At 53.6% G+C, this 18728-nt stretch carries 17 protein-coding genes; 6 read left to right on the forward strand and 11 right to left on the reverse strand.

The window, feature by feature from the left end; all coding sequences use genetic code 11:
- Window positions 1–4 precede the first annotated feature (4 nt).
- Entirely contained in the window at window positions 5–1585 is a 1581-nt protein-coding gene (locus tag BOC67_RS01590; protein WP_291906564.1) for a RagB/SusD family nutrient uptake outer membrane protein, read from the forward strand.
- A gap of 661 nt (window positions 1586–2246) precedes the next feature.
- Here the strand turns inward: BOC67_RS01590 and BOC67_RS01595 are convergent.
- The 8 genes from BOC67_RS01595 to BOC67_RS01630 form a co-directional block, all read right to left on the reverse strand.
- Complete coding sequence (locus BOC67_RS01595) at window positions 2247–5072, reverse strand: DUF4132 domain-containing protein (protein WP_291906566.1); 2826 nt, start codon at window positions 5070–5072, stop codon at window positions 2247–2249.
- 416 nt (window positions 5073–5488) lie between these two features.
- A complete protein-coding gene (locus BOC67_RS01600; protein WP_291906567.1) occupies window positions 5489–5800 on the reverse strand; it encodes a DUF59 domain-containing protein in 312 nt (103 codons plus the stop codon).
- Window positions 5801–5802: 2 nt separating this feature from the next.
- On the reverse strand, window positions 5803–6225 hold the full coding sequence (locus tag BOC67_RS01605; RefSeq protein WP_291906568.1) for a SufE family protein: 423 nt from the start codon (window positions 6223–6225) through the stop codon (window positions 5803–5805).
- A gap of 10 nt (window positions 6226–6235) precedes the next feature.
- On the reverse strand, window positions 6236–7483 hold the full coding sequence (locus BOC67_RS01610) for an aminotransferase class V-fold PLP-dependent enzyme (RefSeq protein WP_291906569.1): 1248 nt from the start codon (window positions 7481–7483) through the stop codon (window positions 6236–6238).
- 12 nt (window positions 7484–7495) lie between these two features.
- Window positions 7496–8803 (reverse strand): Fe-S cluster assembly protein SufD, encoded by a 1308-nt coding sequence (sufD, locus tag BOC67_RS01615; RefSeq protein ID WP_291906571.1) that lies wholly within the window; start codon window positions 8801–8803, stop codon window positions 7496–7498.
- 53 nt (window positions 8804–8856) lie between these two features.
- Window positions 8857–9621, reverse strand: coding sequence for a Fe-S cluster assembly ATPase SufC (sufC, locus tag BOC67_RS01620; protein ID WP_073085835.1), 765 nt, complete (start codon window positions 9619–9621; stop codon window positions 8857–8859).
- 78 nt (window positions 9622–9699) lie between these two features.
- Window positions 9700–11145: a Fe-S cluster assembly protein SufB gene (gene sufB / locus BOC67_RS01625; protein WP_291906576.1), complete on the reverse strand. Its 1446-nt coding sequence runs from the start codon at window positions 11143–11145 to the stop codon at window positions 9700–9702.
- 33 nt (window positions 11146–11178) lie between these two features.
- A complete protein-coding gene (locus tag BOC67_RS01630; protein ID WP_291906578.1) occupies window positions 11179–11505 on the reverse strand; it encodes an iron-sulfur cluster assembly accessory protein in 327 nt (108 codons plus the stop codon).
- A 250-nt stretch (window positions 11506–11755) separates the two neighbouring features.
- Between BOC67_RS01630 and BOC67_RS01635 the strand changes: the two genes are divergently transcribed.
- On the forward strand, window positions 11756–12400 hold the full coding sequence (locus BOC67_RS01635; protein ID WP_291906580.1) for a metalloregulator ArsR/SmtB family transcription factor: 645 nt from the start codon (window positions 11756–11758) through the stop codon (window positions 12398–12400).
- A gap of 187 nt (window positions 12401–12587) precedes the next feature.
- Here the strand turns inward: BOC67_RS01635 and BOC67_RS01640 are convergent, their stop codons facing one another.
- The 3 genes from BOC67_RS01640 to BOC67_RS01650 are packed head-to-tail and all read right to left on the reverse strand — an operon-like array spanning window position 12588 to window position 14084.
- Window positions 12588–13004 carry an EamA family transporter gene (locus BOC67_RS01640; protein ID WP_291906582.1) on the reverse strand — a complete coding sequence of 139 codons (417 nt, stop codon included), beginning with the start codon at window positions 13002–13004 and terminating at the stop codon, window positions 12588–12590.
- A gap of 6 nt (window positions 13005–13010) precedes the next feature.
- Window positions 13011–13511: a GNAT family N-acetyltransferase gene (locus BOC67_RS01645; protein ID WP_291906584.1), complete on the reverse strand. Its 501-nt coding sequence runs from the start codon at window positions 13509–13511 to the stop codon at window positions 13011–13013.
- 18 nt (window positions 13512–13529) lie between these two features.
- Entirely contained in the window at window positions 13530–14084 is a 555-nt protein-coding gene (locus BOC67_RS01650) for a GNAT family protein (RefSeq protein ID WP_291906585.1), read from the reverse strand.
- 118 nt (window positions 14085–14202) lie between these two features.
- Here BOC67_RS01650 and BOC67_RS01655 point away from each other — a divergent pair, with 118 nt between their 5' ends.
- The 4 genes from BOC67_RS01655 (at window position 14203) to BOC67_RS01670 (ending at window position 18716) form a co-directional block, all read left to right on the forward strand.
- Window positions 14203–14886, forward strand: a complete 684-nt coding sequence (locus tag BOC67_RS01655; protein WP_291906586.1) for a response regulator transcription factor — start codon at window positions 14203–14205, stop codon at window positions 14884–14886.
- A 1-nt stretch (window position 14887) separates the two neighbouring features.
- Window positions 14888–16255 (forward strand): HAMP domain-containing sensor histidine kinase, encoded by a 1368-nt coding sequence (locus tag BOC67_RS01660; RefSeq protein ID WP_291906588.1) that lies wholly within the window; start codon window positions 14888–14890, stop codon window positions 16253–16255.
- A 64-nt stretch (window positions 16256–16319) separates the two neighbouring features.
- Complete coding sequence (locus BOC67_RS01665) at window positions 16320–17600, forward strand: TolC family protein (RefSeq protein WP_291906589.1); 1281 nt, start codon at window positions 16320–16322, stop codon at window positions 17598–17600.
- A gap of 9 nt (window positions 17601–17609) precedes the next feature.
- A complete protein-coding gene (locus tag BOC67_RS01670; protein WP_291906590.1) occupies window positions 17610–18716 on the forward strand; it encodes an efflux RND transporter periplasmic adaptor subunit in 1107 nt (368 codons plus the stop codon).
- The last annotated feature ends 12 nt before the right edge of the window (window positions 18717–18728 follow it).

The raw sequence follows: 18728 nt of genomic DNA on the forward strand, positions 1-18728 counted from the left end.
AATCATGCATATCAATAAATCCTGGATACTTTTAATCGCGATATTATTCTCCGGATGTACCAAGTTCCTGACGCATGATGATCCGGATTCCGTAACGGATGAATCCTGGTGGAAAACGGAGGCCAACGCTACCGGCGCTTTAGGCTCCGTATATGCCGGCCTGCCGGGCGGCTCCGATGGCCGGCAGCTCATGTTCCTCTCCGCGCTGAGCGACGAAGCCGTGGCGCGGCAGGATACCCGCGGCTCCTACGAGATCTACGCCAAAGGCCTGGCCAATAGTAACTGGGATGTGGCGCTGAACGTGTGGCGGGACGATTTCAAGGACATCCGCCGCGCCTGCCGCTTCCTGGAAAACGTGGACCGCTGTTTTATGGACTCCACCCTCAAGCAGCGTTATAAAAATGAAGCCCGCGCCATGCGTGCCTATTACCATATGGAGCTGCTGATGTTCTTTGGCGGCATCCCCATCGTTACCAAATCCGTGGATCCCCTGAAGGATGACCTGAAGCGCAATACCGAAGAAGAAGTGTACAAGTTTGTGATGGAGGAGCTGGCCGCCTGCGCGCCCAATTTGCCGGCCACGTACGACAGCAAGGAAGCCTGGCGTATCTCCTCCGGCGTATGTTATGCCCTCATGGCCAAACTGGCGATGTTCTACGGCAACTACGAAGTTGCGAAAGCCAATGCCAAAGCGGTGATCGACCAGGGCGTATTCGCGCTCTATAAAAGCAGTAACGCGAAGGTCAATAGTTATGCGGAGCTGTTTCTCTATGCAGGCGAATTGAATAAGGAGCGCATTTTCTTTAAGGATGCCGGCTGCGCCGGGGCCTGGAATACCTTTGCCCCTGCGGGGGTTGGGGGGAAGACAGTAGTGTCGCCAACGAGCGTGGTCGTGAATAATTTTGAAACCCTGCAGGGAAAAACGCTGGGGGAACTGCCCGCGGACTCGCAGGAGATCTACAAAAAAACGCCTAACTTCAAAAACAACCGTGATCCACGTTTAGCCGCTACCGTTTTACTGCCCGGGCAAACCTACCAGGGCGTTACGCTGCAGCCCTTTGCTGACGTTGGTACCGATAAGATAGGCACCCAGTTCTCCACCACCACCGGCTATTGGGTAAATAAATACCTGGACCCGAAAGACCGTAATGCCAGCACCAAAAACCTCGACTACATGATCATCCGTTATGCGGAAGTGCTGCTGTACTACGTGGAAGCCCTGGTGGAAACGGGCGACTGGAAAAATCCGGATGTACTGCTGTACCTGAACCAGATCCGCAACCGCGCCGGCATGCCATCCGTGGATGCAACCAAATACAACACACAGGAAAGCCTGCGGGCGCTCATCCGCCGGGAACGCATGTCCGAACTGTGTTTCGAAGGAGCGCGCTTCTTCGACATCCGCCGCTGGAAGATACTCGGTACAGTGATGACCGGCCAGGTGTACGGCGCAAACGATCCCAGAACGGGCCAGCCTACGCTGGTGGAAACCCGCAACTGCAACCCGGAAAGGGATGTACGCTTCCCCATCCCGCTGGGCGAAATACTCGCGAATCCGAACATGGAACAAAATTATCTATACTAGGAATAATCCTGTTTATCATCTGCCAGAAGCGCCCTGCCACAAGCGGGGCGCTTTTCGTTTAGTCGTTGCCGTTATCATAACATAGGAACGCCGCGCGGATATGTCCGGCGCGGCGTCCTGCCTTACTAAATCAATGATGGTTAGCTATTGCCTGATACCAAGCGTATCTCTTTTTCTGCCTGTGGTATCACGGTCATGTTTTTTATCCTTTTTCGGATGGTGTGGCGGCCATTTACCAGTGTCCGGCCTTGGTTTTGGCGGCATAGTATCCTGCCACTGTGTGGTTAAGCCCGGCATGGTCTGCGCGTCCACCTGATGGTCATCCCTACGGATAAAAAATGCAGCGATAAATAATACCATCATTAATCCAATTGTTGCGGGTAGGTTCCTCATAAAATTTTATGAATGGTTCAATGACCATAATTCCAAATCCATGCTGAAAATGGGAGCGGAGAGCAGGGCGCTGCAACTCCCTGAAATTAACAGTTTTACGCGCTGTGGTGGCTTGTTTCAGCCTGGGCGGGGCTGTGGAAGTAATACAACATTCCGGGGCAGTGAGTTGCAATTTTTACCAGCTCGCCGCAGGTATCGGCGCTGGTACCCGGTACAGGCAATGGCTGCCTGTGGTATGGGAAGGATCAGTCAGCAGAAAGGGGAGGGGTTACACCAGCTCCATTTTTACCCGCAGTATGGCAATATCGGTCACCGCTTCGGAATAGAATACCGGCGGCACTTTATACAGCTGCAGCATCTCAGCAGGCGCGGCGGCCGCGCTGCTGAGATGGTCTGTAGTCAGTTGCCTGGTAAAGTACAGGTTGCCAAACTTGCAACGGGTACCTGACTCCTGGTAAATATTATACGTGGCGATCCTGGCTTCTACCTGCTGTATGTCGTTAGACTTAAACCAGGTATGGGCCACGCCCTCTTCGTTGGTTTGCGGTTGCCAGCCCCTGCTGAGCAGGTGCTCGTGGATCACATCCTGGTCCATGGCAATGTCTTCAAAATCGGCGATGGTGGTCAGCAGTTGCTGATCCGGCTGCAGGGCAGTCGCCTGCCTGTCCAGCTGCTCAAACGCCGGGATGATGTTATGCTCCGCCAGGTGCGCTTTCCATTGCGCGATAGCCTGTTCATCCGCTTGCAAAGGATGAAGCAGCCGCACGCTGCCAAATGGCGGCAGCTCAATGGTTGCGCCGCTGATGGTGATCAGCCGGGAATCCTCCGTGCAGCGGAAGCTCGTCATCAGCTGGTTTTCCTCGTCGTACACGGCCCATATCAGCCTGTTCGCGAATACGAACATCAGCGGGTTGTGGAGGAAGAGTTCCAGCCATTGGGCGGCCTTCCAGCTGCGCTGGTTCACGAGGAACTGCTGCAGCCGGCCTGCCTGTTTGGCGGCCATGGCCGGCAGTTGCTTCTGCAACTCCTTGAAGAATTTTTTCGTTTCCTTGGAAGCCGCTGTAGGAGGCGTTTTAGGCCGTTTCCCCTTGCGGTTGAGGTAGGCGATGCGGAAGTTATTGTCCACAAAGCCTTTCCAGGTATCGCCTTTCATATCGAAAGGTTTGTACCTGCCTTCAAATTCCAGGTCCGGTACGGCTTTATCGCCCAGCTCGTGCAGGGTGAGTTCCAGTTCCGCGGCGGCGCGCACCAGCGCGTTGCGCGCGGCGGTACCGAGGAGTACGCGGCGGGTGGTATATTTCTTAGCGTAGTATTCTACGATTTGGAGCGATTTGCTGTTCGCCTGCAGGGCCATGGCGGCGAGGGCATGCTCTGCCTGGCGCGGCCTGCGTTCGTTGATCCAGCTGCCGATGTTGGCCTGCAGCGCGGCGGCAAGTTTATGATGCCCGGTAAGCGCAGCGGTTGCCAGCAGGAACTTCAGGCGGGTATCGCCTTCGTGCTGTTCGTACATGTTGAACAGGCCCATGGCAAAGTCGTCGTTGCGGACGGGGTCCAGCAGCTTGAGTAACGGTTTCGCCTCTACGTCCGCGCCCATTTCCCTGATGCGGGACATGCGGTAGAGCAGGAAGCGGGTGGCTTCCAGCGGCAGCTGCTGCCCGTCTTTGGTCCAGAGCAGCGGGAGGGACTGGTCGTCCATCCACTTCTCCAGCGGGCGGTTGAGTTTATAGCGGCTCCGCGCGGAGGCAATCAGGCTGTTCACCGTTTCCATATCCGCTTCGTAACGGATGGTGTTGCCCAGCGTTTCCAGCATGAGGTCGCGCGCATCGTCGTTGATCTCGTTGTGCAGCGCGTCTTTAATGAGCTCCCGCGCTTCCGGCGTGTTGATGCTGCAGAGGATCAGCGTGGCCGTGAGGCGTTGCTCGGCTTTCTTATGCTGCATGAGCTCCGCCGCTTTGGGAAAAGCTTCCGGGTCTTTGGCCAGGATAACGGCAACGGCCATACGAACCGACTTCAGCTTATGCAGGGTATAAGGCCAGAGTTGTTCGAAATACCTGGTAGATTCCACCTGTTCCATTACCGGGAGCAGCAGCTTGATGTCGTACCCTTTTTCCAGGGCTTCCATCAGCACGGGCACGGCCTGTTGTTGCAGGCGCTGGCCCAGTATTTCGAAGCAGGCAGGCGGAATTTCCCTTTGTGCGCGGATGAATTGCAGGAGGTAGTCCACCGCTTCGGCAGCGTTGTGCTGCAGCAGCCCATGGAGGGCAATGAGGCTGAGCGGGTAGCTGCCCGTGGTTTCCGCCTGCAGGATGCTGCTGGCGTAGCCTTCCTCCGTATCCGGGGCCTGGGAAAATTCTTGCAGGTATTGCCGGAACAATGGCAGGAGGTTGGCCTGGTACACGTCCGGCTGGTAATTGGTGAGCGCCAGTTGTACGCCCAGCTGCACCGCCACGGTGGCGTCAGGCTGCGTGCCTATCTGCAGCAATAAGGGTTCGTATTTGGCGAAGTTGTTTTGCAATAAGGCGTTGGCCAGATCGCTGTTCAAATAGCCCGAGATGGGGCCTGAAAGTTTTTTTTCAAGGTAAGGGATTTCCAGGTCCGGATGGCTCTTGGCCAGCAGCCTGAAAAACAGGGAGTTCCAGTTGAGTTGATACCACCTTTGCAGGTATGGTTGGATAGTAAGGGCATCCGTACTTCGGAGCAGGTCTTGCAGGAATTTCCGCAGGGGCGAAAATTTCAGCGGCATGAGGTCCAGGTTTTCCCCGTAGCGGGAATAGCGGATCAGCATGGAGCCGATCTTTTCCGGGCTGTAGCCTTGTTGCTGCAGGAAGTTCGTGAATGTACTGAATCGCTGTACGATAGAGGAGGAGCTGCCTGGCATATCCAGCATAGGGACGATATGCGACAGGAAATCATGCTCATTTTTCTCCCATACCTGTGGATCGGATAGTAACTGAAGCACCAGTCGGTCGTTGTCATTCCATTGATCGGGCAGTTGCAGCAGGGGGATAAAGTAGCCTGCCATAGCTGATTCGTCAGGTGTGTTGAGTACCGGTACGGAAGTTTGCGCGCCTGTCAGGAACAGATGGATCGACACGATCGTGGTTTCATTGGCATGTTGGAACCTTTTTCTTAGCCTTTCAATTATTGGTTGTGTCGTTTCCGCTGTATATGGCATAAGGTTTAAAATGGATTCAGTTTAGTGGTATTCGCTGCGTGCTACCGCTCAGGGCGGCTTTTTTAAAAGTGAAAAAAATGGTTTCAGTATGCAATTCGGCCACAAATTAAATAAAATCGAAAAATAAAAAGCTATTTATCAAAGGCAATTATAAAAACAACGGCCTGTTTTTTTCGAATTTTCCGGATGGGCGGGCGCCTTTCGCGGCAGGTGGGCTGCTCCGCACCGGCCCGGCCGGGGTGTGTAGTAAACGGGAAGATACTGCGGCCGCGGGGCTGACTCTCTCCCCCCACTAAAAAAAAGACCGGTCCTTCCGGTACCAGTCTTCAGTTATGTTAGAGGAACCCGAGTTCCAGCTTCGCTTCTTCGCTCATCATCTCCTTGGTCCATGGCGGATCAAAGGTCAGGTGTACATGCACATCCGTCACGGATTCGAGGTTGCGCACCTTTTCTTCCACTTCCCGGATGATGTCCCCCGCTACGGGGCAACCGGGGGCCGTCAGCGTCATATCGATGTTCACGGCGTTGGTATCGCTGATTTTGATGGCATATACCAGCCCGAGTTCCCAGATATTAACGGGGATTTCGGGATCGTACACCGTGCGGAGCTGTTCTTCTATCTGATCTCTTAATGTTGCTTCACTCATGACTAATTATTTTTAGCCTGGTAGGCTACGGAATAAAGTTTCATCTGTTTGAGCATACTCAGCAGGCCGTTGGAGCGGGTGGGAGAGAGGTGGCTGCTCAAGCCGATCGCATCTATGAAATATATTTCTGCCTCTGCAATTTCTTTCGGCGTGTGGCCGGAAAGTACGGATATCATGAGGCTCACGAGTCCTTTCGTGATCACTGCGTCCGAATCGGCGGTGAAGTAAAGCTTCCCGTCTTTCAGTTCGGTGTGCAGCCACACGCGCGACTGGCAGCCTTTGATCAGGTTATCTTCCGTTTTGTACTTTTCCTCGATCAGGGGCAGTTCCTTTCCAAGCTGGATAATGTATTCATACTTATCCTCCCAGTTTTCCATGAAGGAAAAATCATCTATAACCTCGTCCTGTTTTTCTTTAATCGTCATAATCCCCTGTTTACAGCAGCATGGCGCTGGCGCGTTTGACGCCTGCCACCAGTTTATCAATTTCTTCCATGGTATTGTAGAAGGAGAGGGACGCTCTCACGGTACCCGGAATATTAAAGCGGTTCATGAGCGGCTCGGTGCAGTGGTGGCCTGTTCTCACGGCGATCCCCTGTTGGTCCAGCAGTTCGCCCATATCAAACGGGTGAATGTTGTGTACGAGGAAGGAGATGGCGCCGCTTCTGTGGGCGGCATCGCCGATGAAACGGATGCCGTCTACCTGGCGGAGCTGCTGCATGGCGTAGCTCATCAGTTCCTCTTCCCATTGCTGGATGGCGGGAATGCCGGTTTGCTGCAGGTATTCAATCGCTGCGCCCAGCCCGATGACGCCGGCGATGTTAGGCGTGCCGGCTTCAAATTTATGGGGCAGTACGTTGTATGTTGTCTTTTCGAAAGTAACGGTTTTGATCATTTCCCCGCCGCCCTGGTAAGGGGGCAGTTTATTCAGCCACTCTTCGGAGCCGTACAGCACGCCGGTGCCGGTAGGGCCGTAGATTTTGTGGCCGGAGAAAACGAGGAAATCCGGTTGCAGCGCCTGCACGTCGATCGTGATGTGCTGGATGGCCTGTGCGGCGTCGATCAGCACGGGGATATTCCGTGCATGCGCCAGGCGGATGATATCTTCCACCGGGTTAATGGTTCCCAGCGTATTGGATACATAGGTGACGGCTACAATTTTCACGGTATCATCGAGCATAGCTTCAAAGGCGTCCATGAGCAGTTCTCCCTTATCGTTGATAGGGATCACTTTCAGGGTGGCGCCGTTGTCTTCGCAGGCCATCTGCCAGGGAACGATGTTGGAATGGTGCTCCATGGCGGAGATGATCACGGTATCGCCGGCCTGGAGGAAGCGGCGGCTAAAGCCGCTGGCTACCAGGTTGATGCCGTCGGTAGTGCCTTTGGTGAAGATGACCTGGCTGTTGTCCGGCGCATTGATATAGCCGGTAACGATATTACGGGCTTTCTCGAAAGCGTCGGTGGCAACCTGGCTCAGATGGTGTACCCCACGGTGCACATTGCTATTATATGTTTCGTAGTAACGTTCTTCTGTTTCGATGACCACTTTTGGCTTTTGCGTGGTGGCTCCGTTATCAAAGTACACCAGCGGTTTGCCATGCACCAGTCGCTGCAGGATCGGGAAGTCTTTCCTGACGGCGGCAACGTCCAGCGCGGCGGTTCCTATGTTAGCAATATGTTCCATGTTTGTATCGTCTTAGTTGTTCATGATAGCCTCGATCTGCCCCTGGATGTAGTCCTGTAACGCAGGCACTGCGATCTCGTCGGTTACATCATGGGTGAAAGCGTTTACCAGCAGGGCTTTGGCGGCTTCTTCACCGATGGCGCGGGCGCGGAGGTAGAAGAGGGCGTCGTCGCTGAACTGGCCGGCGGTAAAGCCGTGGCTGCATTTCACATCGTCGGCATAAATTTCCAGCTGAGGCTGGGAGTTGATAGTCGCTTTATCGCCTATCAGGATATTGTTATTCTGCTGGAAGGCATTTGTTTTCTGGGCTTCCTGGTGTACGTGGATCCTTCCGGTGAATACCGCGTTGGCATTGTCGAGCAGCACGCCTTTATAGTGTTCGTTGCTGTTGCAATTCGGCACGAGGTGGTTCATGAAGGTATAGTTGTCCACGTGTTGGTTACCGGTAGCCAGGTAGATGCCTTTCAGGTTGGTTTCCGTGTTGCTGCCGTGCAATACTACGCTCAGGTTATTGCGGGTGAACGGGGTATTGGGCAGGGTGATGTTGAAGTGGTGGTAACGGCTGTCTCTTTCCTGTTGCGCAGCGGTGGTGTTTACCTGGCGGAAGTTTTCCGCGCCCTGCTGTACGTTATAGTGCCAGAGTTCAGCGTTATCGGCCACTACTACTTCGGTGACAGAGTTGGAGAATGCCACCGCTTCCTGTTTGGGATGTACGGTAGATTCAATAACGGTGGCCGCAGCGCCTCTTTGCAGCACCCAGAGGTGGCGGGGCTGTATGAATGCGTGGCGGTCGGACGTATATACGTGAACGAGGTGGATCGGTTTGTCGATACTCACATTAGCCTGCAGTTCAATGAACAGGCCATCGCCGAAGAGGGCGGTATTGAGGTCGGCAAGCGGTTCCCCGTTTACCTGTGCATGCTGGTTGAACCATTTTGCGAAGCCGGGGGCATCGGTGCTGGCGCTCATGGCGCCGATGCGGATGCCTTTACCTTCCGGAATGCTGGAGAGGTCAGCCTGCAGATGGCCGTTTACAAGTACGATGCGGTAAGCGTCCAGTCCCGGGATGCTGGCTTCGTTGGCAACAGCGGCGGTAGTGGTGGCAGGAGTACTTGTCAGTTCATATGGATACTCTTTCAGGAATCGTTGGATATTGGTAAAACGCCATGCTTCCGTTTTCAGGGTAGGGAGTCCTGTTGCGGAGAAACGTTGCAGGGCACTGCGGCGCAGTTCCTGCAGGGAATCCTGCGGGGCGGCCAGTGCATTTACGTCTTCCGTTAAAGCCTGGTAAAAAGGTATCATGATGGTATCGCTTGTCATTTTGCTAACGCTTTTGAATAAATTACGAGAGATGATGGGCTGTCGTAATTTGATTATACTGATTCTTTCTGGTGCTCTGCTTCTTTCAGCCAGTCGTAACCTTTTTCTTCCAGCTCCAGGGCCAGTTCTTTGGTTCCGGTTTTGATGATACGGCCGTTGTACAGCACGTGTACAAAATCAGGAACGATATATTCAAGCAGACGTTGATAGTGCGTGATTACTACGAATGACTTTTCAGCATCGCGCAGTTTGTTTACCCCGTTGGAAACGATGCGCAGCGCGTCGATGTCCAGGCCGGAGTCAGTTTCGTCCAGGATGGCCAGGGAAGGGTTCAGCATGGCCAGCTGGAAGATTTCGTTACGTTTCTTTTCACCACCGGAGAAGCCTTCGTTCAGGGAACGGTTCATCAGGTTGGTATTAAAATCTACCAGCTGTTGTTTTTCTTTGGTAAGCTTCAGGAATTCCTTTGCTTCCAAAGGAGGCAGGCCTTTGTAGGTTCTTACCTCGTTCACTGCAGTTTTGAGGAAGTTGATGTTGGAAACACCAGGGATTTCAACCGGGTACTGGAATGCGAGGAAAACACCTTCACGGGCGCGGTCTTCCGGGGACATTTCCAGGAGATTTTTGCCATTGAACCAAACTTCGCCTTCCGTTACAGTATAGTTGTCACGACCCGCGAGCACGGATGCCAGCGAGCTTTTACCGGAACCGTTGGGTCCCATGATAGCGTGGATTTCCCCTTTCGGAATTTCCAGGTTAATGCCTTTCAGAATTTTTTTCCCTTCTACTTCTGCGTGCAGATTTTTAATCGTCAGCATGATTGTTTTATTGTGTTCTGTATGTTTAAATAGTTGTCAGTAATCAGTTACTGGTTAATCGCGGTAACCAATTCCCAACTATCCAACGCTTCCTTCAAGTGTGATAGATAAAAGTTTCTGTGCTTCTACGGCAAATTCCATAGGCAGCTGGTTCAGTACTTCTTTAACGTAACCGTTTACGATGAGGGCTACGGCTTTTTCGGTATCGATGCCACGCGCATTGAGGTAGAAGATCTGGTCTTCCCCGATTTTGGAGGTGGTGGCTTCGTGTTCGATCATGGCGGATTTGTTCCTGGACTCGATGTACGGGAAGGTGTGAGATCCGCATTGGTTACCGATCAGCAGGGAGTCGCACTGGGTAAAGTTACGGGCATTCTCCGCGCGGGGGCCTACAGATACCAGTCCGCGGTAGCTGTTATCGCCATGGCCGGCAGAAATACCTTTGGAGATGATGCGGCTTTTGGTGCCTTTACCGATGTGGTGGATTTTGGTACCGGTATCAGCGATCTGCCGGTTGCGCACCACTGCTACGGAATAGAATTCGCCTTCTGAGTAATCGCCCTGGAGGATCACGCTGGGGTATTTCCAGGTGATGGCGGAACCGGTTTCCACCTGTGTCCAGGAGATTTTACTGTTGGCGCCTTTACAGATACCGCGTTTGGTAACGAAGTTGTAGATACCGCCTTTACCGTCTTTATCGCCGGGATACCAGTTTTGAACGGTGGAGTATTTCACTTCTGCATTTTCCAGGGCTACGATTTCCACCACTGCGGCGTGCAGCTGGTTCTCGTCGCGCATGGGAGCGGTACAGCCTTCGAGGTAGCTCACGTAGCTGTTATCGTCCGCTACGATGAGGGTACGCTCAAACTGGCCGGTGTTCTGTGCGTTGATACGGAAGTACGTGCTCAGCTCCATCGGGCAGCGAACGCCTTTTGGAATGTACACGAACGAACCGTCGGAGAATACGGCGCTGTTGAGGGCCGCAAAAATATTATCGGAGTGGGGTACCACGGTACCCAGGTATTTTTTAACGAGGTCCGGGTATTCCTGTACGGCTTCCCCGAAGGAGCAGAAGATCACGCCCATCTCCTTCAGTTTACCTTTAAAGGTGGTCGCTACGGAAACGCTGTCGAACACCGCATCCACGGCTACGCCGGTGAGGGCTTTCTGTTCGTTCAGCGGGATACCCAGTTTTTCGAATGTGGCCAGCAGCTCCGGATCTACTTCGTCCAGGCTGTTGAGCTGTTTTTTCTTCTTGGGCGCCGCATAGTAGGAGAGTGCCTGCAGGTCCATTTCAGGAAGGTCGAAGTGCTGCCAGGTAGGGAATTTAAGTTTCTTAAATGCCTGGAAACCTTTCAGACGCCATTCCAACAGCCATTCCGGCTCATTCTTTTTCGCCGAAATAAAACGGATGATATCTTCATTCAGCCCAGGAGGTGCTATATCCATTTCAATATCGGTGGTAAAGCCAAACTCATACTCCTTATTGGCTATATCATCTATTATTTCGTTACTATTCATCATACAATTTTGTGATTTTGAGTTGTCGGGATCTGCTTAAACGGCGAAGCTTTCGCCGCAGCTGCAAGTTCTGGTAGCATTCGGGTTGTTGAAGAACAGCCCCTTGCCATTCAGCCCATCGGAATAATCCAGCTGGGTGCCATACAGATAGAGTAAGCTCTTCATCTGCACCACTACTTTCACTCCTTTATCTTCGAAAACCTGGTCTCCTTCCTCTTCTGTTGTTTCAAACTTCAGTACGTATTCCAGGCCGGAGCATCCGCCGCCCTTCACGCCTACACGAACAAAAGTACCTGGGGCATGATGTTCTTTTTCCATCAATGCTTTAATGTATTCACCTGCTTTTTCTGAAACGGTTATCATAAATCAGCACTTTTTAAATAACTGAAGCCGGTTGCCCGGCCGAAATATTGTACACTTTCCTGTTCCGTTGCCCGGATATTGATTGCAGTAGGCGGGCTAAAAATTCATAAGGAATGCAAAATTACGATCTTTCCCTGTAAAAATTCAGCATCAAGCTGGCTTTCAGCCCACTATTCCGCGGTATTCTTTCAAAAAACTTTTTTTTTGCTCCCACAAATTTACGACATTTGAGAATAAAACAAGTAATAACTTGGAAAAATATCCAACGCGAATCAGAAATGCTGCCGACCGGTTATTGACACTGCTCAAGACCAAAGGACCGCTGCCAGCCTCCAAGCTGGCGGATGAGCTGGGTATTACCGGTGAGGGAGCCCGGCTCCACCTTGTTAAACTGCAGGAAGAAGGCCTCGTGCAGCCCGAAAGCATCTCCCGTGGCGTAGGCCGCCCGGTGCAGATATGGAGCCTCACCGCCCTCGGCAATGCCCGCTTCCCGGACAGCCATACCGAACTCACCCTGCAACTGATACAGACCATCAAAAACGTATTGGGTAAAGAAGCCCTGGAAAGCGTAGTGTCCGCCAGGGAAAAAAATCAGCAGGAAAAATACCATGCCGCCCTCGACGGCGTCTCCGGCCTGGAAAACCGGCTGGACGCCTTTGCCGCCATCCGTAGCAAGGAAGGCTACCTGGCTGAATGGAAAAAAGAAGATGGTACGTATTATTTCATTGAAAATCACTGCCCTATATGCTGCGCCGCCCAGGAGTGCGACAATATCTGCACCTCCGAAATGAATACCTTCGTGTCCATCGTTGGCGACGAGGTGAACGTGAGCCGGCAGGAGCATATCATCAACGGCGCAAGGCGCTGCGTGTATAAAATCACCCCTTCCGTTTAATATCCGACTTTGTTTATAACTCAAACAGGCGCAAGCAATTGCGTCTGTTTTTGTATTAGGGGTATGCAGCAGGGGGGTGCACCCCCTTTATTTTTTTTTAGGGAGAAGATCTAGCGCCGCCCGGCCATACCGTTCCGGCCGGGCCATACGCCGCCCACTGCCTTATGCCATGGCTACGCCGGCTGCCTTACTTGAGGATCAGCACCAAAGTGCCGCAGATAATCAGCCCCGCACCCAGCGCCGTTTTCCAGGTAATGCTCTCCTGCAGGAACAAGGCCGCCAAAATAATCGTCAGGGCTACGCTCAGCTTATCCACCGGCGCTACCTGGCTCACCTTGCCCACCTGCAACGCCTTGAAGTAAAATAACCAGGACATGCCGGTAGCCAGCCCGGATAATACCAGGAACAGCAGGCCGTGCCTGCTCAGGGAGCCGGCCATCCGCCACTCCCCCCGGAAGAAAACAATACACCATACCAGCGCCAGTATCACCAGCGTACGGATGCCGGTAGCCAGGTTGGAAGGAATGTCCGATACGCCCACCTTGGCGAAAATGGCCGTCAGCGCTGCAAATAGTGCCGACAGCAATGCATAGACCCACCACATAGGATGCTATTTAATTTTATAACCTAATATCTTCAGGCTGCGCTTCACGCCATCCAGCTCGGCGATATCCGGCAGGTTGGCCCACTCCCGGAACCCGATCTTCTCGAATAATTTTATACTGGGGTAGTTATGGGCGAAAATGAAGCCCAGCAAGGTTTCTACATTATACTTCGGCGCTACCATGATGGCGTAACGGAGCACCTCGCCGCCGTAGCCCTTGCCCCTGGCGGATTCGTCCAGGTAGATGCTGACCTCCACCGTGCTGTTGTACGCCGGCCGGCCGTAAAAGGATTGAAAGCTCATCCAGCCGATGTTCTCCCCGTTTGCATCATCAATCATCCACAAAGGCCGCCGCACTTCATCGTGGGCGTAAAACCAGTTGTGCCGGCTCTCCACGGTCACCGGCTCGGTATCCGCCGTCACCATGCGGCCCGCTATCGTCGTGTTGTAAATGGCCACTATCCGTGGTAAATCTTCAATGGCAGCGTGTCTGTAAGTTAAGCTCATTGTATTATCTTATAAGTATTACCAGATGTATTCCCGCTCATGATCCGCCCGCAGCAAACTGTAAATCTCTGCGTCCACGAAAACGCCCTTCTCAAAAAAAGCATCCCGCAGCAGGCCTTCCCTGTTAAAGCCCAGGCGGCCCAGCAGCCGGGAGGAAGCGGTATTCAGCGGATCCACAAACGCCTCTATGCGGTGGAGGGCCATCTCCTGGAAGCCATAATCCACCAGCGCGCCCACCGCCACCGTCATAATCCCCTTGCCCCAGTATTCCGGCAACAGGTCATAACCTATCTCGGCTTTGTAATGCGGCTTGTTCCATTTATGATACCCGCAGGTGCCTACCAGCTCCCCGCTGGCGGCTAACGTAATGCCTAAACGAAAACCATCGTCCGCCTCCTGCCTTTCCTGGAAATGGGTAATAATCTGCATCGCTTCCGTAATGTTGCGGAACGAATCAATGTCCATATACCGGGTTACCTGATCATTGGAAAACAACCTGAAAAGCCCCGCAGCGTCTTTCTCTTTCAATGGGCGGAGTATCAACTCCCCAACCGTGATTTCGGGTACGTGCATAAATTGGTTATGCGTTTTTTGGATGATGCGTAAAGCTACGCATTTTAATCCCGCTTTAATAACGTTCTCTTCAACATTGCCTAATTTCGTACACCAACGGAAACAATATGGCTTGCTTATGAAGATACTGGTTATAGAAGACGAAATTAAAGTAGGCGCCTTCATCAAAAGGGGGCTGGAAGAGCATCAGCACCAGGTGCAGGTAGCCACCGAAGGCCCGGAAGGCCAGCAGCTGGCATTGCAGGAAGATTTTGAACTTATACTGCTGGACGTGATGCTGCCGGGCATCAGCGGCATACAAATCTGCCAGCACCTCCGCGGTTCAGGCGTGCAAACGCCCATCCTCATGCTCACCGCCCTCAACGATACAACGGATATAGTAGACGGCCTCAATGCCGGCGCGGATGATTACCTCTCCAAACCATTCCACTTCTCCGAACTGCTGGCCCGCGTCAATGCGCTGGGCCGCCGCCATCACCAGTTCCGTAACGATCCGGCCGTGCTCGCCCTGGCGGACCTCAGCCTGGACACCAGCACCAAAACCGCGCACCGCGAAGGCAGGGAGATTGTGCTCACCGCAAAGGAATACGCCCTGCTGGAACTCTTCCTGAAAAACCCCGGCAAGGTATTATCCCGCGCGCTGATAGCCGAATCCGTATGGGGACTGGAATTTGACACCGGCACCAACACCATCGACGTGTACATCAACTACCTCCGCAACAAAATAGAAAAAGGGTTCAGCGGCGATAAACTGATCCACACCGTCGTAGGCATGGGCTATGTCATGAAAATAAAAACCTGATATGAAGATCCGCCACCGCCTGTCGCTACAGTTCACCCTCATCAGCGGGATCATCCTCACCACGGTGTTTGTGATCATCTACCTGCTGTCCGCCCGCTTTGTGCGCAACAACTTCTACAAGCAGCTGGAAGTAAGGGCCCTGTTGACCGCGGAGGTGTACCTCGAAAAGGATGAACTCACGAAAAAGAAATTCCTCGAGATAGAAAAAAGCTACCAGCAAGGCATTCCCGGGGAGTCCAGCAATATATACGACAGCGGCAACCGCGCAGTGTTCATCGAAGAGGCAAAGTACGACTGGCCGGCCTCCCTGCTGGATAATATCCGCAAGCATCAATCCTACCGCTTCAGCTTTCGCGATAAATACGGCCTTGGCATCTACTACCCGGATAACCAGGGAGATTTTGTGGTGATCGTTACCGCACGCAATGCCGCGGGCGAACAGCAGCTGAATTTCCTCCTCTGGAGCCTCGTTATCATGGGCCTCATTGCCCTGGCGGTTACCTATGGCATGAGCCAATGGTACGCCAGCAGAGCGCTGCGGCCGATCCAGCATATCAACCGGGAAGTAAAAAAGATTCGCGCCACCAGCCTGCACCTGCGGGTGCAACGTGGCCGTAATAACGACGAGATAGATGAGTTGGCCACGCACTTCAACGAGTTGCTGGCGCATATGGAAAACGCCTTTGAAATGCAGCGCTCCTTTGTGTCCAACGCTTCGCACGAACTCCGCACCCCGCTGACCACCATCATCGGCGAGATAGAGGTGACCATGCAAAAAGACCGCTCCCCGGAGGAATACCGGCAAACGCTGGAAACCTTGCTGGGCGAGTCCGAAAGGCTGAAGGTGATTATGGACGGGCTGCTGCAGCTCACCCGGGTGGACGCCGTGCCGGACGCCTCGCAGCTGGAAGACGTCCGGCTGGATGAACTCCTGGAAGGACTCAAACTATCCTGGCAGCACCAGTCGCCTCCCGGTGAGCTGCTCCTGCAACTCCCTGCCGGCGCTGCGCCGCAGCAACTTGCCGTCAAAGGCAATCCGCAGCTGCTCGCCGTGGCTATCAACAATATCCTCAAAAACGCCTTCAAATTTTCCGCCAGCGCGCCGGTAACCGCCACGCTGGAAGTCACAGGGGAAGGGCTTCTCCTCTCGGTAACGGATACGGGTATAGGCATCCCCGAAGCGGAGCAGGAGCGGATATTTATGCCGCTGTACCGCGCTACTAACGCGCACGCCTACACGGGATACGGCATCGGCCTGGCCATGACCCGCAAAATCCTCCAACTCCACCAGGCCCGCATCAGCGTTAGCAGCGTACCGGGCCAAGGCACTACGTTTCACTGCTGGTTTTCAAATCTAACTTCGTTTTAATACGATTCTAACTGCCCGCTAATAGCGCCGTTTCATCTTTGCGTGCAAGTAAAATACTTGTAGTATGATGAAAAGATTGTCTGTATGGGCATTACTTATTTTCTATGAATGGCTGACGGCGGGCCTGGCCAGCGGGCAGTCCGCCGATACGCTCCGGCTTACCCTGCCGCAGGCCACTGCCATGCTGCTGCAGCAAAACATTCCCCTGCTGGCGCAGCGCTATAATATCGATTCCGCGAAAGCGGCGGTCATAACGGCACGGCTATACGACAACCCGCAGGTCTCCTTTGAAAACGCGCTGTACAATCATACCACCGGCAAATGGCTGGATCCCGGTTATAACAGTCAAAACACCCTGCAGCTACAGCAGCTGATCAAGCTGGCGGGCAAGCGGAACAAAGAGATACAGCTGGCCCGCAGCGGCGTAAAGCTGAGCGAATACCAGTTCTACGACCTGCTCCGCACCCTGCGGTACGAACTGGCGGATAATTTTTACGACCTCTGTTACAAGCAACAATCCCTGCAAACCTACGGTAGCCAGATTGCTTTTTTGAAGCAGGTGGTGAAAGCGTTTGAGCAACAGCAGCAGCTGGGGCACATCGCGCCGAAAGAGATAATCAGGCTGAAGTCGCTGCTGTACGACCTGCAGCACGACGAGCTACAGCTGCGCCAGGCCGTGCAGCAAACCCAGTCCGACCTGGCGCTGCTGATTCGTGTAGCCCCCACCGTTACCATCCTGCCGGAGGCGCCGGCAGCCCTGCCGCTGCCGAAGGTGGCCGCCTACAGTTTCCAGGCCTTGCTGGACACGGCCACGCAAAACCGGTTCGACCTCAAAATGGCCGGCGAGAATGTACATTACAATGCGCTCAACCTGCGCCTGCAAAAGGCCATGGCCGTGCCGGACATACAGGTAGGGCTCTCGTACGACAAGCAGGGGAACTTTGAACGGAACTACAACGGCCTCGGCATCACCATGCCCCTGCCGCTGTTTAACCGCAACCAGGGCAACATCCGCACGGCCAAAGCCACCCTGGAAAGCAGCAAGCTGCAGCTGGAAGGCCAGCAGGAGCAGCTGGCCCACGAAGTGATGAACAGCTACCGGGAAGCCCTGCAAACGGAGCAAATGGCAGGGGATATAGATCCCGCCTTTGAACAGGATTACCAGCGCATGATGGGCGAAATAGAAAAGAACTACCGGCAGCACAACATCGGGCTGCTGGAATTCATTGACCTCTATGACGCCTACCGCAGCAACGTACTCAAGATGAACGAGCTGCGTTACAGTCGCCTCAGCGCCCTCGAAAAAATCAATTTCACCACCGGCGCGCAAATTTTTCACCCTTAAACCATCGCCATGCAAAAGCTATTCAGATATTACCTGCCTGCAACTGTTTTTATCATATACCTCCTTGCTATAACCGCCTGCGGCAACACGGTAGAGCCTATACGAAAACAAAACTGGGAACTGAGCGATTCCCTGCTGCGCCGCCTGGAAGTGGACACCGCAGCCATTACGCCGGTGCAGCACCAGATCTCGCTCACCGGCAAGATCACGGCCAACGAGGATAAAATGGCCCGCATCTTCCCGATGGTGAGCGGGATTGTCACGAATGTGAAAGTCCACTCAGGGGATTATGTACAGAAAGGGCAGGTGCTGGCCCTCATCAAAAGCCCCGAAATGGCCACCTACACGGCGGACCAAACCATCAGCGAAAAGGAAATGCAAACCGCGAAAAAGAACCTGGAAGTAGCGGAATCTTTTTACAAGAGCGGCCTCAACTCCCAACAGGAATATGAAGCGGCGCGGAACGAGTACGACAAAGCCGTTGCGGCCTGGCATAAATCCAGCGCCATCGTGGATATCAACGGCGGCGCGCATCAGAGCACCTATGCGGTAAAAGCGCCGGTGCCCGGCTTCGTGATCATCAAGCGCGCGGCGGAAAATATGCAGTGGCGGCCGGATAACAGCGATCCGATTTTCGTCGTGGCGGACCTGCACAACGTGTGGGCCATCATCAATGTGTTTGAATCCGACATTGCCGGCATCCGCGAAGGGGACCAGGTGGAGATGAGTACTTTATCCTACCCGGACAAAACTTTCACCGGCCGCATTGAAAAGATCTACAATGTGCTGGACCCGGAAAATAAAGTGATGAAAGCCCGCGTGGTGATTGACAATCCGGGTTACCTGCTGAAGCCGGAGATGTTTGTGAGCATCAAAACCCAGCGGCATTCGGACACGAACAGCGTCAGCATCCCATCCAGGGGCATCATCTTCGATAAGGACAAATATTTTGTACTCGCGCTGACGGATAAGAAGCCAGGCGTGGAAATCCGGGAGATCCGGGTGGCCAGCACGGTGGAAGGCCGGGCTTATGTAACGGCGGGGCTGCAGCCGGGCGACAGGATCATTGCATCGCGGCAGGTATTTATTTATGAAACCCTGCAGGACCAGCAATAACGAATTGTCCAA

It is taken from the genome of Chitinophaga sp. CB10 (assembly GCA_001870995.2).
Classification (GTDB): Bacteria; Bacteroidota; Bacteroidia; order Chitinophagales; family Chitinophagaceae; genus Chitinophaga.

Bases quoted from the DNA above. Each gene is read 5' to 3' on its own strand.
- BOC67_RS01670 (WP_291906590.1), top strand. From the start codon at position 17,610: ATGCAAAAGCTATTCAGATATTACCTGCCTGCAACTGTTTTTATCATA.
- BOC67_RS01610 (WP_291906569.1), bottom strand. From the start codon at position 7,483: ATGGAACATATTGCTAACATAGGAACCGCCGCGCTGGACGTTGCCGCC.
- BOC67_RS01640 (WP_291906582.1), bottom strand. From the start codon at position 13,004: ATGTGGTGGGTCTATGCATTGCTGTCGGCACTATTTGCAGCGCTGACG.
- BOC67_RS01660 (WP_291906588.1), top strand. From the start codon at position 14,888: ATGAAGATCCGCCACCGCCTGTCGCTACAGTTCACCCTCATCAGCGGG.
- BOC67_RS01590 (WP_291906564.1), top strand. From the start codon at position 5: ATGCATATCAATAAATCCTGGATACTTTTAATCGCGATATTATTCTCC.
- sufC (WP_073085835.1), bottom strand. From the start codon at position 9,621: ATGCTGACGATTAAAAATCTGCACGCAGAAGTAGAAGGGAAAAAAATT.
- BOC67_RS01655 (WP_291906586.1), top strand. From the start codon at position 14,203: ATGAAGATACTGGTTATAGAAGACGAAATTAAAGTAGGCGCCTTCATC.
- BOC67_RS01645 (WP_291906584.1), bottom strand. From the start codon at position 13,511: ATGAGCTTAACTTACAGACACGCTGCCATTGAAGATTTACCACGGATA.
- BOC67_RS01630 (WP_291906578.1), bottom strand. From the start codon at position 11,505: ATGATAACCGTTTCAGAAAAAGCAGGTGAATACATTAAAGCATTGATG.
- BOC67_RS01605 (WP_291906568.1), bottom strand. From the start codon at position 6,225: ATGACGATTAAAGAAAAACAGGACGAGGTTATAGATGATTTTTCCTTC.
- sufD (WP_291906571.1), bottom strand. From the start codon at position 8,803: ATGACAAGCGATACCATCATGATACCTTTTTACCAGGCTTTAACGGAA.
- BOC67_RS01600 (WP_291906567.1), bottom strand. From the start codon at position 5,800: ATGAGTGAAGCAACATTAAGAGATCAGATAGAAGAACAGCTCCGCACG.
- BOC67_RS01650 (WP_291906585.1), bottom strand. From the start codon at position 14,084: ATGCACGTACCCGAAATCACGGTTGGGGAGTTGATACTCCGCCCATTG.
- BOC67_RS01665 (WP_291906589.1), top strand. From the start codon at position 16,320: ATGATGAAAAGATTGTCTGTATGGGCATTACTTATTTTCTATGAATGG.
- sufB (WP_291906576.1), bottom strand. From the start codon at position 11,145: ATGATGAATAGTAACGAAATAATAGATGATATAGCCAATAAGGAGTAT.